Consider the following 15,809-nt stretch of genomic DNA (forward strand, 5'->3'; position numbering starts at 1 on the left):
AACTGCTACCCTAAGCAGCAGTTCCTTTCTATTTTTTAAAAGACAACCTTAGTTCCGTGCAATTGTGTCACACCTAGCTGATCGATAAAGGTTTGACGGTTGTCAAGGTCAATCCCCCCACCAGGTAGAATTTCAATTTTACCTTTAGCACGCTCCAAAATTCTGTGATAGCGAGCAAAGCGTTTCTCTAGCGAGTCTCCAGACACACCCGCACGAGTCAGGATTCGAGTGATTCCAGCTTGACTGAGCCAGTCAATAGCTTCCAGTTGATCTTCATCGCTCAATTCATCAAAGGCCATGTGAAAGACAATTTCCATCCCTTTTGATGCAGTAATTAACTTTTCAAGATTAGGTTTATCCAACTTCTTATCAGCAGTTAAAACCCCAAATACAACTCCTTGACTTCCAGACTGAGCAGTCAAACGAATATCTTCTAGCATAATAGCAATTTCTAGGTCATTATAGACAAAGTCGCCACCACGTGGACGAATCATGGTCATGATGGTCGTATTGTAGTTAGCTGCCAATTCAACCGCTGCCTTGGTTACTCCATAGCTTGGTGTTGTCCCACCAACTGCAAGATTATCACAGAGTTCGATTCGACGAGCTCCAGCCTGCATCGCTTTTTCAAGCAAGGTCACATTTTCAGCACAAAATTCGTAAATCATTTGATTCTCCTTGAGTATTACTTTGAATTTATTATATCATATTGTTGTGAATATGCTTTCAATTTTATCAAGGCAAATAACTACTATTTTAACTATTCTTTGTCTGGAATGACCTTGAAAAGATAATAGGTGATAAAGATGGTCAAAGCACCAAGACCGATTTTGACTGGTAAAAGAGGGGCAAAATAAATGGAAATTCCCATTAAGATGTAGATAGATACGATGATTTTTTTCTTTCGTTCACGCGCAATAGACTTAGTCTCGCGAAAATCAGCAACATATGCTTGATAGAGCTTGGTATGGTAAAGCCAATCTTCGAAGCGCTTAGAACTTCTGGAGAAACAAGCAATAGACAACAAAAGAAAAGGCGTTGTAGGCAACAAGGGTAAAACGACCCCAACAATAGCCAAGGCCAGCGATAAAAAACCAATAATAAGATAAATAATACGCATAACTACTCCTAGTTAATACTCTTCGAAAATCTCTTCAAACCGCGTCAACGTCGCCTTGACGTAGGTATGGTTCCTGACTTCGTCAGTCTTATCTGCAATCTCAAAGCAGTGCTTTGAGCAACCTGCAGCTAGTTTCCTAGTTTGTTCTTTGATTTTCATTGAGTATAAAATAATCTTCTTCTAGTTTCGCATACAATGGTGAATTTTGTCAAGTTCTAACCAAAAGAGCCTGAAATTTACTTTCGGGCTCCTCCTCTTATTTAATCTTTTCTTCTTCGTAGTCGCCATTACTACATACAACCTGCTTACCACCACCACGGACTTTTTTCTCCATAAGGAAGTTGCCACATTTTGGACAGTCACGACCAACAGGCTTATCCCAAGAGGTAAATTCACAGTCTGGATAGCGATTGCAACCATAGAAGAGGCGGTTACGTTTTGTTTTACGTTCAATAATTTGTCCCTGATGACAACTTGGACACTCAACACCAATCTCTTTCACGATTGCTTGGGTATGACGGCAATCTGGGAAATTGCTACAAGCGTAGAACTTACCAAAACGACCAAGTTTAATGACCATTGGACTGCCACACACTTCACAGTCAAATCCAGCTGGTTCATCCTTAATCTGGATTTTCTCCATTTCTTCTTCAGCCTTGGCAACCTCTTTAGAGAATGGTTTGTAAAAGGCATCAATGACACGTTGCCACTGCTCTTTTCCGACTTCGACATCATCCAGTTTGCCTTCCATTTCAGCTGTAAAGGTCACGTTTACGATATCTGGGAAATATTCAACGATGAGCTTATTAACAATTTCTCCCAACTCTGTCGGTTCAAAGCGTTTGGCTGCAAGGCGAACATAATAACGTTTCTGAATGGTTTCAATTGTTGGTGCGTAGGTTGACGGACGGCCAACCCCATTTTCCTCCAAGGTCTTGATCAGTGTCGCTTCAGAATAGCGAGCAGGCGGTTGAGTGAAATGTTGCTCTGGTTTGCTATTTACCTGCTTGACTACATCTCCAACAGCCATGTCCGGTAACATCTTATTCTTGTCAGAATCATTATAAATGGCAAGATAACCATCAAACTTAACCTGACTACCATTGGCAGCAAATTGAACTCCATTTTGCGACAATTTAACAGCCATAGTATCAAAGACAGCAGCTGTCATCTGGCTAGCCACAAAACGATTCCAGATAAGGGTATAGAGCTTGAGCTGGTCCTTGTCCAGATACTTAGCAATACTTTCAGGTGTATTAAAAACGCTAGACGGGCGAATAGCCTCATGGGCATCCTGAGCACCTGAAGCATTTTTAACCTTGCTACCATGCTTAGAATACTTGCTACCAAAACGATCCGTAATGAAACTTGCAGCTTCATTTTGGGCTACAGGACTGATACGGGTCGAATCAGTACGCATATAAGTAATCAAACCTTGGACACCAGAACCAATATTAATCCCTTCATAGAGCTGTTGGGCAACCATCATGGTCTTTCGAGTACGGAAATTGATTTTATTGGCAGCATCCATCTGCATAGATGAAGTAGTATAAGGTAATGGAGCATTGCGTTTGCGCTCTTTCTTATCCACCTGATCCACTGAAAAGTCTTTACTAGTCAGACGAGACAAGACTTCCTTGACCTCATCATTGCTAGTCAGTTTCAGCTTTTTGCCATCTACTCCATAGAAGGATGCCTGAAATTGCTTGGTTCCCTTTTTAAAGACACCATCAATTGTCCAGTATTCTTCAGGCTGAAAGACATTAATTTCATTCTCACGGTCAATGATTAACTTAAGCGCAATAGATTGAACGCGCCCTGCTGATAAGCCCTTCTTGACCTTCTTCCACAAAATAGGCGAAATCGAATAGCCTACCAAACGGTCTAGGACACGACGAGCCTGTTGGGCATCGACCAAGTCCATATCAATCTTACGAGGTTCTTTAAAAGCATTTTTGACCGCATCCTTGGTGATTTCATTGAAGACCACACGGTTGGCATCATTTTCATCTAAGTTGAGAATATGGGCCAAATGCCAAGAAATCGCTTCTCCTTCACGGTCCGGGTCACTCGCCAGGAAGACTTTATTAGCTTTTTTGGCTTCTTTTTTTAAGTCATTGATGAGAGGGCCCTTTCCTCGAATATTGATATATTGCGGTTCATAATTATTTTCAATATCGACAGACATACTGGATTTCTTCAAATCACGGATATGCCCGACACTGGCTAAAACCTTGTAGTTTCTGCCTAGATATTTTTCAATCGTCTTGGCCTTAGCAGGCGACTCCACGATTACTAGATTTTTTTTAACTGTTGATTTTTTCTTTTTTGTTGCCGTAGCCACAGTATCACACCTTTTCAAAGTAATAAACTTTATAAAGTGTAAACCATTTTGCCATAACTGTCAAGACTTAGCTACTATATATAGAAGAAAAGTTTATCTAGTAAGCGGACTTTCTTCTTATACTCAATGAAAATCAAAGAGCAAACTAGGAAACTAACCGCAGGTTGCTCAAAGCACTGCTTTGAGGTTGCAGATGAGACTGACGAAGTCAGTAACCATACCTACGGCAAGGTGATGCTGACGTGGTTTGAAGAGATTTTCGAAGAGTATTAAAATTCAAATTCCGCAAGAACATCCTGCCCGCTGGTGACCAATTTTGCCCCTTCTTGAATCAAATGATGGCAACCGTCTGATAGTCCATCTAAAATGCTACCAGGAATAGCAAAGACATCGCGCCCTTCTTCCATTGCTCTCTCACAGGTAATGAGACTACCTGAACGCATCTTAGCCTCTGCTACAATCACACCACGACAAAGTCCAGCAATGATACGATTACGGGCAGGAAAATGAAATTTCAGAGGTTGTTCACCAGGTCCGTATTCACTTAGAACCAGATGGTCATTGCCGATGTAGTCTTGCAAGCGTTTATTGGCTTTAGGATAAAACACATCCAGTCCTGTTCCAATCACTGCAATGGTTTTTCCGCCATTCTGAAGAGCTGCCATATGAGCTGCTGTGTCAATGCCCTTGGCTAAGCCACTGACGATAACCAGTTCATTTTCCAAGCCCTGAATGACTTTTTCAACTGACTTAGCTCCCTGTTTGCTACACGCACGACTGCCCACGACTGCTACCTTCGGGAATTTCAAGAGGTCAAGATTTCCCTTGTAAAATAAAAGTACAGGCGCATCATATATTTCACTCAAATCCCAAGGGTAACAGTCATCTAAAATAGAGAAAGATGGAAATTTTTGAAACTCCTTCTCCAAATGCGCATCGTCTATCTGAAAGTAACGTTCCATAAAAACAGCTGGATTTCTGCAACCTGATATTTCTGCAATATCACCCAACAAAAGTTCTTGATCGACATTTTCACCGTATTCTAGAACTGCCAAAACCTGTTGATTGGTCAAACCTGATTTTTTCAATTTATAGATTTCATAGTTTGTGATTTTCATAAATAACTCCATTTCTTTTTCTACTCATCTATTTATTCGTAAAAAAATCAAAAAACATCCGACTATTTCAGCCAGATGTTGGAATCTTTAATTTTCGTTTTTAAGAATTTCTTCTAATTTATGATAATCTTGGACACTATCGATTTCATAGATGCTATTGCCTTCTAATTCTTCAACATAGACATCCAGCTCTTTGATATTATCCTTAACCATATTATCCCAGTAGAGATCAACAAATTCACCACTTGCATAGGCCTTATCGATAAAGCTGACAATCTTTTCTGCAGTTGGAGCATCCCAGAAGGATACACCACTAAGGATGCGACCCGCCTTGCTATCAACAATAATGTCTTGAACCTTGTAGTCATCTCCATAGACCAAGAACCATTCGTTGGTACAATCTTCACGATAAACACTAAAATAAGTCGAACGTGTCAAATCATTGCGGAACATATTTTTAAAGAGATAATTATCGGCATCAATAACATAACTGTTAGCTAATTCTTCTTTTACAAGATAGAGAGAGTAAAAGTTATTGTAGTCAGCGTATTTATCATTGAAGACGAGGCGAACACCATATTTTTCTTTCAAGTAATCGAATTGTTCTTTAAGGTAACCAACAATGATGATGATTTCATTGATTCCTTTTTCTTTTAAAAACTCAATTTGGTATTCAATCAAGGGTTTTTGATTAACCTGAACCAAGGCTTTAGGGGTATTTTCAGTCATAGGACGCAAGCGAGTTCCCAATCCCGCTGCTAAGATAATGGCTTTCACACGAATCTCCTTTATTCTTTAATAATAATATAAACTCCAGCAATGACGACAAGTGACGTAATAATTGTCAGCATATCTAGCGGTGCACCCAAGAAAACAACTGCAAATAAGACTGTCCAAACTACATAACTCACGTTCAAGCCTGTAGCCTTGGCTGGTTGCAAGCGATTGATAGCGATATAATAAGCCAAATAGGAAATCATATCAAAGGCTGCAAAGACAATCATAAGACCTAGCAATTGTCCATTGGCCACTTCTGCAAATGACTGATGAGAGAAGAGCACAATCACAAGATAGGACAAGAATGAAGTTACTTGACGGATTAAGAGGGCTTCGATTTCACTCAATTCACTTTCCATGGCAAAAGAGCTAAGAACACTCTCACTTCCCCATGCAATAGCACAAACCAAAGCACAGAGAATCCCAATGTAGAAGGAATTGACCTGTTCAACCTTATAGGTCTGAGCAATAATCCCTGCAATAATCAAGACAATCCCAAATACAGTATTTTTTGAAATCTTGTGCTTCAAAAAGAAGAAAGCCAATAAAACCGAAATCGCAGGGTAAATAGCCGACACAGATGAAGCTAAGGAACTTCCGATATACTTAACCGCATAAAGATTGGCCTGCATACCGATAGGGCCTGCTAATAAGGCTCCGATAATAACACTAACATTGCGAATATTTAAGAAAATTGAGAGACGAACTTTCCCTTCTTTTATCAAAAGAAAAGCTAGTAAGATAAAGATACTCAAGAAATCGTGAGCAGCAGCCACCACAAAGGGCGACAAATCTGTAAAAATCGAAAAGATATAAGCACTAATCGTTAGACCCAACCCCCAGAAAATACCTGAGAGTAGACCAAAAGAAACTCCATTTTTATTTTTCATCTGAACCTCCATAATAAGCTAAACCTTTAACAGCTCTTTGGTAACGACTTACACCATAGTCACCAAAATCTGCACCTTGCTCTTCCTTATAGACAGTCCATAAACTCCAAATAGTATCTTGTAAAATTTTATAAATAGTAATCTTTTCTCGAGAGACAGGTGTTTTGTCACTTTCATAATGTGACAAGAAGACTTCTTCCTCTTGGGGAGTGAATTCAGACTCTAAAAAGAGGGCAGCTAAATCCCACATTGGATCGTTCATTGATGAATATTCCCAGTCAATCAGATATAGACGTCCTTGAGGTGATTCGATAAAGTTTTCAGGCACCAAATCGATGTGACAAGATTTTCTGTCAACACCTAAGTCAGCCAGTCTTTTCTCTAAGGAGAAGACTTCTTCTCGAACTGCTTCATAGTTAGCATACGGGATTTTTTCTTCAATTAAGGATTCGTATTTTTTGATTTCTTCAAAAGGAGCAAATTCTCCCCTTAATTCCTTACCAGATGCATGAATGGTTTGTAATATTAGAGCAATTTTGTCAAATTTAGTCTTGATTGACGTTGAATCAAGCGTAATCGCAGATTCGATATACTCATTTACTTTGATACCAGCTTCAATATCAAAAAGATAATTTTTTACATCTAAGTCTAAATCCTTTAGTAGTTCAAGATTGTACTTTTCATCTTGACGATTGATAAGCTTTTCTGTCCCTTTACCAAAGAACTTAACAATGTATTGCTTATTTGTTGTTTTGACCAAATAGTTTTGATTGGTCATTCCCCCCAATTGTTCAACACTGAGGACTTCCTCTTCTTGACTAAGTAAGGAAGAAATTTTCTCTTTAATGATTTTCTCCACAATTAACCTCCAGTTCTTATACTTCCCATTTAAACACGGTTTTAAAGGCTGTGTTTAAATCGGTTGCAAAGACACGGTGAATATCTTTAATTTCTCTTACAGGTTCTTCTAGATAAAGGATATTTTTAAGACGATTGGCAAATTTCTTGACTTCCATCATTTGGATTGCATTTTCAAAATCAATGCGACCAGAACGAGAGGAACCAACCAAGAGCAAGCCTTTTTCTAAGGCATCGCGTGTATTGAGATTGACTTTATACTCACTAACTCCCATCATAAGAATCGTTCCCTGAGGACGAATATAGCGAACCAAATCATTAATAGCTGGTCCAGTACCATCACCACCACAACACTCAAAAGCATGGTCAAAGGCCAAATCTTCAGGAATATTATCAGTAATATAGCATTCTTTGGCAAAAGAGAAGAGTTCCAACTTTTCCCAATGACGACCAATAACCACGATCTCTGCTTCTGGCAAAGTATAGTTGATAATATTGGCAACCACAAATGCTAAACTTCCATCTCCGATAACGGCGATTCGGTCCCGCTTGCTATGAGCAAGGGTCAATAGGCGATTCATGGCATGCATACCGACACTGACAAACTCTGTAATGGCTGCAACCGTATCTTCGATAGCATCATAAGCCACCACACGATCTTTAGGGAGAGAAACAAACTCTCTCATAAAGCCATCAAAGCCACTAGACAAGAAATGGGTCCCTGTCATGTAGTTTTCATAGAATTCTTCATCACTCTGCATAGGTGGCTGATTAGGAATCATGACAACTTTTTGTCCAACTTCATAGGTTCCTGTCGGATCAGAAATAACGGTTCCACATGACTCGTGAATCATTGCCATTGGAAGTTTTTTATTCAAAATCTTTGGATCACGTTTTCCCTGGTAGTAACGCTGATCCGCATGACAGACAGCCATGTAGTTGGGACGGATAAGGATATGATTTTCTTGGTCAATAGCCTCTTCTTGATATTTTACATTGATAAACTTAGGCTTAGTTAGTTGATAAATTTGATTAATCATTTTACTAGTCTTTCTCAATCATACTTTTTGCAATCTTCAAATCTGTTACGGTTGTAATTTTCAGATTTGAATATTCACCCTTGGCCAAGGCCACATCTTTTCCTTTAATGACAAAGATTTTACATGCATCTGTCAAGATTTCTTTCTCTTCAGCAGAAAGAGAGCCATAAAGGTCCAGGAAATCCTTGCAACGGAATGTTTGAGGTGTTTGTCCTTGATAAAGGTGAGCACGATTTGGAATATCTGTAATAAATTGACCATTGGTACTTTCAACGATAGTATCAACCGCTTCTACCACTGTGTCCACTGCATCATGATTTTGGGCAAGTTGGATATTGTCTTGAATCATGCGAAGTGTAATAAATGGACGAACAGAATCGTGGGTAACAACGATATCCTCTGGAGTAAGCGGACGATAAGCATCAATGGCTTCAATGATTTTCTCAATACTTGTATTGCGGTCAGCACCACCTTTTGTAATGATGATACGTTCCTTATGAAGAGGAAGATATTTATCTACAAGATCTTCTGCATGAGAAACCCAGTCTCCATGAACCCCAACTACAATTTTTTCGATACTTGGTTCCAAGACAAATTTTTCAATTGTATGAATCAAGATAGGTCGATCACCTAACTCTAAAAATTGTTTTGGCAAGTTACTGATTCCCATGCGTGTGCCAGTTCCACCAGCAAGAATTCCTGCATAAATCATCTATTTTCTCCTTTGTCTTACTAAAAAAACTTATTCTCTCTATTATACCACAATCTAGTCCTATCATAAAAGAAATACTAGTCGTCCCGTTCTAGAATAGGAGGATTATGCAGTTCCATTATTCAAAGAAACTAGTCCATTTCTAGTAATGACTAGGAATTCTGTAGTCATTACCAATAAATAGCTGTGAAATTTTAGAGTTCTTCAGAATAATATAGTTTTCTTAAAGAAAGCTTAAAATCAAACTTTGAAACTTCAAAGTGATTACTTGACTTACTGCCCTTCATTTCTTATTAGCTAACTTTATGATATAATGAAAAACGAGGTAAATTGAATGAAAAGTATAAAATTAAATGCTCTATCTTATATGGGAATTCGTGTCTTGAATATTATTTTTCCCATCTTAACTGGTACCTACGTCGCGCGTGTCTTAGACCGAACTGACTATGGTTACTTCAACTCTGTCGACACAATTTTGTCATTTTTCTTACCCTTTGCAACTTATGGAGTCTATAACTACGGTTTACGGGCCATCAGTAATGTCAAGGATAACAAAAAAGATCTGAATAGAACCTTCTCCAGTCTTTTTTATTTGTGCATAGCTTGTACGATTTTGACCACCGCTGTCTATATCCTTGCCTATCCTCTCTTCTTTACAGATAATCCAATCGTCAAAAAAGTCTACCTTGTTATGGGGATTCAACTCATTGCCCAGATTTTTTCAATCGAATGGGTTAATGAAGCTCTGGAAAATTACAGTTTTCTTTTTTACAAGACTGCCTTCATCCGCATCCTGATGCTGGTCTCTATTTTCCTGTTTGTCAAAAATGAACATGATATTGTTGTCTATACACTTGTGATGAGTTTATCGACACTGATTAACTATCTGATTAGTTATTTTTGGATTAAAAGAGACATTAAGCTTGTTAAGATTCACATAAGTGATTTTAAACCGCTCTTTCTCCCTCTAACAGCCATGTTGGTCTTTGCCAATGCCAATATGCTCTTCACTTTTTTGGATCGCCTCTTCCTCGTTAAAACAGGGATTGATGTCAACGTTAGTTACTATACCATGGCTCAACGAATTGTGACCGTTATAGCTGGTGTTGTAACAGGAGCTATCGGAGTGAGTGTGCCTCGTCTCAGTTACTATTTGGGTAAAGGAGACAAAGAAGCCTATGTTTCTCTGGTTAACAGAGGAAGTCGAATCTTTAACTTCTTTATCATCCCACTCAGTTTTGGACTCATGGTTTTAGGACCAAATGCCATTCTACTTTACGGTAGTGAAAAATATATCGGAGGTGGTATCTTAACCTCTCTCTTCGCTTTTCGTACGATTATCCTGGCCTTAGATACCATTCTTGGTTCCCAAATTCTCTTTACAAATGGCTATGAAAAACGTATCACAGTTTACACAGTCTTTGCTGGGCTACTCAATTTGGGCTTAAATAGTCTCCTCTTTTTCAACCACATCGTGGCTCCTGAATCCTACTTACTGACAACTATGCTATCAGAGGCCTCTCTACTTGTTTTCTATATCATTTTCATCCATAGAAAACAACTCATCCACTTAGGACATATCTTTAGCTATACTGTTCGATACTCGCTCTTTTCACTTTCCTTTGTAGGAATTTATTTCCTGATTAATTTCTTGTATCCTGTGGATATGGTCATTAATTTGCCATTTTTGATTAATACTGGTTTGATTGTATTGCTATCAGCCATCTCTTATATTGGTCTACTTGCCTTCACCAAAGATAGCATTTTCTATGAATTTTTAAACCATGTCCTAGCCTTAAAAAATAAATTCAAAAGATCATAGGAGTTTAAAATGAAACAACTAACCATTGAAGATGCCAAACAGATTGAATTAGAAATTTTGGATTATATTGATACTCTCTGTAAAAAGCACAATATCAACTATATTATTAACTACGGTACTCTGATTGGGGCAGTTCGACATCAGGGCTTTATTCCTTGGGACGACGATATTGATCTGTCCATGCCTCGAGAAGATTACCAACGATTTATTAACATTTTTCAAAAGGAAGAAAGTAAATACAAACTTTTATCCTTAGAAACAGATAAAAATTACTTTAACAACTTTATCAAAATAACCGACAGTACGACTAAAATTATTGATACTCGGAATACAAAAACCTATGAGTCTGGTGTTTTTATCGATATTTTCCCTATGGATCGCTTTGATGATCCTAATGTCATTGATACTTGTTATAAACTGGAAAGCTTCAAACTTCTGTCTTTCAGTAAACACAAAAATATTGTCTATAAGGATAGCCTTTTAAAAGATTGGATACGAACAGCCTTTTGGTTGCTCCTTCGACCTGTTTCTCCTCGTTATTTTGCACATAAAATCGAAAAAGAAATTCAAAAATATAGTCGTGATAATGGGCAGTATATGGCTTTTATCCCTTCTAAATTTAAGGAGAAGGAAGTCTTCCCAAGTGGTACCTTCGATAAAACAATTGATTTACCCTTTGAAAATTTAAGCCTTCCAGCACCTGAAAAATTTGATACTATTTTGACACAATTTTATGGAGATTATATGACCCTACCACCAGAAGAAAAACGCTTCTACAGTCATGAATTTCACGCTTATAAATTGGAGGATTAGGATGCAGTATTTAGAAAAAGAAGAAATTAAAGAAATTCAACTAGCTCTGCTAGACTATATTGATGAGACTTGTAAGAAACATGATATTCCTTATTTTCTAAGTTATGGAACCATGCTTGGAGCTATCCGCCACAAAGGTATGATTCCCTGGGACGATGATATCGATATTTCCCTTTATCGTGAAGATTATGAGCGCTTATTGAAAATTATTGAGGAAGAAGACCATCCACGTTATAAGGTTCTATCCTACGACACTTCTTCTTGGTACTTCCATAATTTCGCATCGATTTTGGATACTTCTACTGTTATCGAAGACCATGTTAAGTACAAGCGTCATGACACCAGTCTCTTCATAGATGTCTTCCCAATTGATCGCTTTACAGACTTGAGCATTGTCGACAAGAGTTATAAGTATGTAGCCCTTCGTCAACTAGCTTATATCAAAAAATCACGCGCTGTTCACGGTGATAGCAAATTAAAAGATTTTCTCAGATTATGTAGCTGGTACGCTCTCAGATTTGTCAATCCTCGTTACTTTTACAAGAAAATTGATCAGCTAGTCAAAAATGCCACAACTAACACTCCTCAATATGAAGGAGGAATTGGGATTGGTAAGGAAGGAATGAAAGAAGTCTTTCCAATTGATACCTTTAAAGAACTGATTTTAACAGAGTTTGAAGGTCGTATGCTGCCCGTCCCTAAAAAATATGATCAATTTTTAACCCAGATGTATGGGGATTATATGACACCACCATCAAAAGAAATGCAAGAGTGGTATAGCCACAGTATTAAAGCTTATCGCAAAAACTGATTAAGCAGTAGTTTACAAGAAAAAATATAACAAAAAAGAGAAGATCGTTATACCTTCTCTTTTTTCTATTTAAATCGCTTCTGTGACAAAACTACGGCTTTCCAATACTTTGAGCATGGCGTTAGCTGTATCTAGGGCTGTGAAGAGGGGCACTCCGTGTTCAATAGCTGAACGGCGAATTTGCTCTCCATCTTCGTCAGCAGTTCGTTTTGTTCCAACTGTATTAATGATAGCTTGAATTCTTCCTTTGCGAACAAAACTTGGAATATCCTTATCGTCATCACCAATCTTACCAACAGGTTGGGCTTGCAATCCATGACTGGCAAAGAAGGCTGCTGTTCCTTCTGTCGCGAGGATTCCATAGCCAATATTTTGGAAACGACGAGCCAAGTCCAAGGCTTCTTCTTTGGCATCATCAGCGATGGTAAATACAACGTTACCAAAAGTTGGCAAGTGTAAGTAAGAAGCTTCAAAAGCCTTATAGAGAGCTTTTTCCAAAGTCGTATCAGAACCCATAACTTCCCCTGTTGACTTCATTTCAGGACCAAGTAAGCTGTCTACCTTAGCTAGTTTGGTAAAGGAGAAGACAGGTGCCTTGATATGAACGCGGGTACTTTCAGGGTAAAGTCCATCTTGGTAGCCAAGTTCTTCAAGTTTTTGACCAAGAATGAGCTTGGTTGCTACTTGAGCCATAGGGATATTGGTTACTTTAGAAAGAAATGGAACCGTACGGCTGGCACGTGGATTGACCTCAATAACGTAGACTTTTTCATCCTTGATGACAAACTGGATGTTCATCATTCCAAGGCAGTTAAGACCGATTGCTAGGCGTTTAGTATAGTCTGCGATTGTTTCTTGCACCTTTTGCGACAAGGTTTGTGGTGGGTAAACGGCCATTGAGTCACCTGAGTGGACACCAGCACGTTCAATATGCTCCATGATACCTGGGATGAGGACATTTTGTCCGTCTGAAATGGCATCGACTTCACACTCTTGTCCGACGATATAAGAGTCAACAAGAACTGGGTGGTCTGGACTAGCCTTAACCGCAGTACGCATATAAGAGCGAAGGTCTTCTTCGTTTTCAACGATTTCCATGGCACGTCCACCAAGTACATAAGATGGGCGGACAAGAACTGGGAAGCCAATCTTGCGAGCTGCAAGAACTGCTTCTTCTTCATTGGTAGCCGTTTGTCCTGGTGGCTGTGGAATATCCAAATCTTTTAGAGCTTGCTCGAAGAGGTCACGGTCTTCCGCACGGTCTAGGTCAGCTACTTGCGTACCAAGAATAGTCACACCTGCTTTAGCCAATGGCTCAGCTAGGTTGATAGCTGTTTGACCACCGAACTGAACAATAACACCTTTTGGTTGCTCCAAGTCAATGACGTTCATAACATCTTCAAATGTCAATGGCTCAAAGTAAAGCTTATCTGATACAGAGAAGTCTGTAGAAACGGTCTCTGGGTTTGAATTCATGATGATGGCTTCATAGCCAGCCGCCTGAATAGCCTTAACTGAATGAACAGTTGCGTAGTCAAACTCGACCCCTTGACCGATACGGATTGGACCAGAACCTAGAACTAGAACGGATTCCTTATCAGACTTGATAGACTCGTTTTCCCAACCATAGGTTGAATAGAAGTATGGTGTTTCAGAGTCAAATTCTGCCGCACAAGTATCTACCATCTTATAAACTGGAACAATCTTGTTTTCCAAACGAAGCTGGCGAACTTGGTCAGCTGTAGTATTCCAGAGTTCAGCAATCTTACGGTCTGAAAATCCATTCAATTTTGCAGTTTTCAAGACTTCTAGATCTTGTGGATGGGCACCTAACTCTTGCTCAATTTCAAAGATATGTAAGAGTTTATCAAGATAAAAGATATCAATCTTGGTCAATTCAGCAATTTCTTCTGGTGTGTAGCCACGGCGAATGGCTTCTGAGACATAGAAAAGACGATCGTCTTGGGCTTTGACTACTTTTTCAATCAAGTCATCATCTAAAACACTGGCAAGTTCTGGAATCTCGTTATGATGAACACCGATTTCAAGTGAGCGACAGGCCTTAAGAAGTGATTCTTCGATGTTTCGACCGATTGCCATGACTTCTCCAGTGGCCTTCATCTGTGTCCCAAGACGGCGCTCACCCTTTTCAAACTTGTCAAATGGGAAACGAGGAATCTTGGCAACAACGTAGTCAAGAGCTGGTTCAAACATGGCATAGGTTGAACCCGTAACTGGGTTGATGACCTCATCCAAAGTCAAACCAACTGCAATCTTGGCAGCCAATTTGGCAATTGGGTAACCTGTCGCCTTAGAAGCAAGGGCTGAAGAACGTGATACACGGGGGTTTACTTCGATGACATAGTATTTGAAGCTATGCGGATCAAGGGCTAGCTGAACGTTACATCCCCCTTCAATCTTAAGGGCGCGAATAATGCTCAAGCTCGCATCACGTAGCATTTGGTTTTCATAGTCTGACATGGTTTGCGCAGGGGCAAATACAATGGAATCTCCTGTGTGAATCCCAACTGGGTCAAAGTTTTCCATGTTACAAACAACCAAAGCATTGTCAGCTGAGTCACGCATCACTTCGTATTCGATTTCCTTGAAACCTGCGATTGAACGCTCAATCAAACATTGGGTCACAGGTGACAATTTCAATCCATTTTCAGCGATTTCACGCAATTCTTCCTCGTTGGCACACATACCACCACCAGTACCACCAAGTGTAAAGGCTGGACGAACGATAACTGGGTAACCAATTGTCGCTGCAAAGGCAACAGCTTCTTCAACAGTGTTTACAATTTCAGATTCTGGAATTGGTTGCTCCAATTCTTCCATCAATTGTTTAAAGAGGTCACGGTCCTCCGCTTGGTCAATGGCAGATAATTTAGTTCCCAGAAGCTCAACACCAAGCTCATCAAGGATACCATTTTTAGACAATTCCATGGCCATATTAAGACCAGTTTGCCCACCGAGTGTTGGTAGCAAGGCATCTGGACGCTCCTTACGAAGAATACGTGTCACAAACTCAAGTGTAATTGGTTCAATATAAACCTTATCAGCAATTTCCTTATCCGTCATGATAGTTGCAGGGTTTGAGTTAACCAAGACAACCTCATAACCTTCCTCTTTCAAAGACAAGCAAGCCTGGGTCCCAGCGTAGTCAAACTCAGCAGCCTGACCAATAATAATCGGACCAGAACCAATCACCATAATTTTTTGAATATCAGTACGTTTAGGCATAGTTTATGATACAAAGCCCATAAAGAACACAGTGAAAATAGGAAACTCGGTGCAGACGCCTTCAGCGTCAAGACGATGATTATCTTTTTCACACAGTTCTTAGGGCGTGTTCACTTCCGCGAACAATGTATCTTCTCCTTTCTATTCGTCGCCTCACAGGGCGACATTAAATAAGATACAAAGGACGAATAGAAAGCGATTGAATTTTAGGAAACCAAGGAAGGATTGACAATCCCAGTTGGTTTATCTAAATTCCGA

Annotated in this window: 13 protein-coding genes; 3 read left to right on the forward strand and 10 right to left on the reverse strand. The window is 39.4% G+C overall.

The window, feature by feature from the left end; all coding sequences use genetic code 11:
- Positions 1–35 precede the first annotated feature (35 nt).
- The 9 genes from SM12261_RS05550 to SM12261_RS05590 all read right to left on the reverse strand — a co-directional run bounded on the left by SM12261_RS05550 (position 36) and on the right by SM12261_RS05590 (position 8,859).
- Positions 36–668 (reverse strand): copper homeostasis protein CutC, encoded by a 633-nt coding sequence (locus tag SM12261_RS05550; protein WP_000638813.1) that lies wholly within the window; start codon positions 666–668, stop codon positions 36–38.
- Between the two features lie 92 nt (positions 669–760).
- Entirely contained in the window at positions 761–1,120 is a 360-nt protein-coding gene (locus SM12261_RS05555) for a YbaN family protein (RefSeq protein ID WP_001220352.1), read from the reverse strand.
- A 256-nt stretch (positions 1,121–1,376) separates the two neighbouring features.
- Entirely contained in the window at positions 1,377–3,464 is a 2,088-nt protein-coding gene (gene topA, locus SM12261_RS05560; protein ID WP_000179664.1) for a type I DNA topoisomerase, read from the reverse strand.
- A 269-nt stretch (positions 3,465–3,733) separates the two neighbouring features.
- Entirely contained in the window at positions 3,734–4,582 is an 849-nt protein-coding gene (dprA, locus tag SM12261_RS05565; protein ID WP_000705318.1) for a DNA-processing protein DprA, read from the reverse strand.
- Positions 4,583–4,669: 87 nt separating this feature from the next.
- On the reverse strand, positions 4,670–5,359 hold the full coding sequence (locus tag SM12261_RS05570; RefSeq protein ID WP_000643976.1) for a sugar phosphate nucleotidyltransferase: 690 nt from the start codon (positions 5,357–5,359) through the stop codon (positions 4,670–4,672).
- A gap of 11 nt (positions 5,360–5,370) precedes the next feature.
- Positions 5,371–6,249: a DMT family transporter gene (locus tag SM12261_RS05575; RefSeq protein WP_049500425.1), complete on the reverse strand. Its 879-nt coding sequence runs from the start codon at positions 6,247–6,249 to the stop codon at positions 5,371–5,373.
- The gene (gene licA, locus SM12261_RS05580; protein WP_000411223.1) at positions 6,239–7,108 is read right to left on the reverse strand and encodes a choline kinase LicA; all 870 of its coding nucleotides are present in this window, start codon (positions 7,106–7,108) and stop codon (positions 6,239–6,241) included. The genes SM12261_RS05575 and licA overlap by 11 nt, the downstream gene beginning before the upstream one ends.
- Positions 7,109–7,124: 16 nt before the next feature.
- Positions 7,125–8,147, reverse strand: coding sequence for a ribitol-5-phosphate dehydrogenase (locus tag SM12261_RS05585; RefSeq protein ID WP_000609878.1), 1,023 nt, complete (start codon positions 8,145–8,147; stop codon positions 7,125–7,127).
- A 4-nt stretch (positions 8,148–8,151) separates the two neighbouring features.
- A complete protein-coding gene (locus SM12261_RS05590; RefSeq protein ID WP_000638494.1) occupies positions 8,152–8,859 on the reverse strand; it encodes an IspD/TarI family cytidylyltransferase in 708 nt (235 codons plus the stop codon).
- A gap of 334 nt (positions 8,860–9,193) precedes the next feature.
- Between SM12261_RS05590 and tacF the strand changes: the two genes are divergently transcribed.
- The 3 genes from tacF to SM12261_RS05605 are packed head-to-tail and all read left to right on the forward strand — an operon-like array spanning position 9,194 to position 12,305.
- Positions 9,194–10,681, forward strand: coding sequence for a type IV teichoic acid flippase TacF (gene tacF / locus SM12261_RS05595; protein ID WP_000835911.1), 1,488 nt, complete (start codon positions 9,194–9,196; stop codon positions 10,679–10,681).
- 9 nt (positions 10,682–10,690) lie between these two features.
- Complete coding sequence (locus SM12261_RS05600) at positions 10,691–11,494, forward strand: LicD family protein (RefSeq protein ID WP_000811882.1); 804 nt, start codon at positions 10,691–10,693, stop codon at positions 11,492–11,494.
- A 1-nt stretch (position 11,495) separates the two neighbouring features.
- Positions 11,496–12,305 (forward strand): LicD family protein, encoded by an 810-nt coding sequence (locus tag SM12261_RS05605; protein WP_001199635.1) that lies wholly within the window; start codon positions 11,496–11,498, stop codon positions 12,303–12,305.
- Positions 12,306–12,374: 69 nt separating this feature from the next.
- Here the strand turns inward: SM12261_RS05605 and carB are convergent, their stop codons facing one another.
- Positions 12,375–15,551: a carbamoyl-phosphate synthase large subunit gene (gene carB, locus SM12261_RS05610; RefSeq protein WP_001126417.1), complete on the reverse strand. Its 3,177-nt coding sequence runs from the start codon at positions 15,549–15,551 to the stop codon at positions 12,375–12,377.
- Positions 15,552–15,809 lie beyond the last annotated feature (258 nt).

The organism is Streptococcus mitis NCTC 12261, assembly GCF_000148585.2.
GTDB lineage: Bacteria > Bacillota > Bacilli > Lactobacillales > Streptococcaceae > Streptococcus > Streptococcus mitis.

Coding starts and splice junctions, on each gene's coding strand:
- SM12261_RS05600 (WP_000811882.1), top strand. CDS start 10,691: ATGAAACAACTAACCATTGAAGATGCCAAACAGATTGAATTAGAAATT.
- carB (WP_001126417.1), bottom strand. CDS start 15,551: ATGCCTAAACGTACTGATATTCAAAAAATTATGGTGATTGGTTCTGGT.
- SM12261_RS05590 (WP_000638494.1), bottom strand. CDS start 8,859: ATGATTTATGCAGGAATTCTTGCTGGTGGAACTGGCACACGCATGGGA.
- SM12261_RS05555 (WP_001220352.1), bottom strand. CDS start 1,120: ATGCGTATTATTTATCTTATTATTGGTTTTTTATCGCTGGCCTTGGCT.
- SM12261_RS05585 (WP_000609878.1), bottom strand. CDS start 8,147: ATGATTAATCAAATTTATCAACTAACTAAGCCTAAGTTTATCAATGTA.
- tacF (WP_000835911.1), top strand. CDS start 9,194: ATGAAAAGTATAAAATTAAATGCTCTATCTTATATGGGAATTCGTGTC.
- SM12261_RS05605 (WP_001199635.1), top strand. CDS start 11,496: ATGCAGTATTTAGAAAAAGAAGAAATTAAAGAAATTCAACTAGCTCTG.
- SM12261_RS05550 (WP_000638813.1), bottom strand. CDS start 668: ATGATTTACGAATTTTGTGCTGAAAATGTGACCTTGCTTGAAAAAGCG.
- SM12261_RS05575 (WP_049500425.1), bottom strand. CDS start 6,249: ATGAAAAATAAAAATGGAGTTTCTTTTGGTCTACTCTCAGGTATTTTC.
- dprA (WP_000705318.1), bottom strand. CDS start 4,582: ATGAAAATCACAAACTATGAAATCTATAAATTGAAAAAATCAGGTTTG.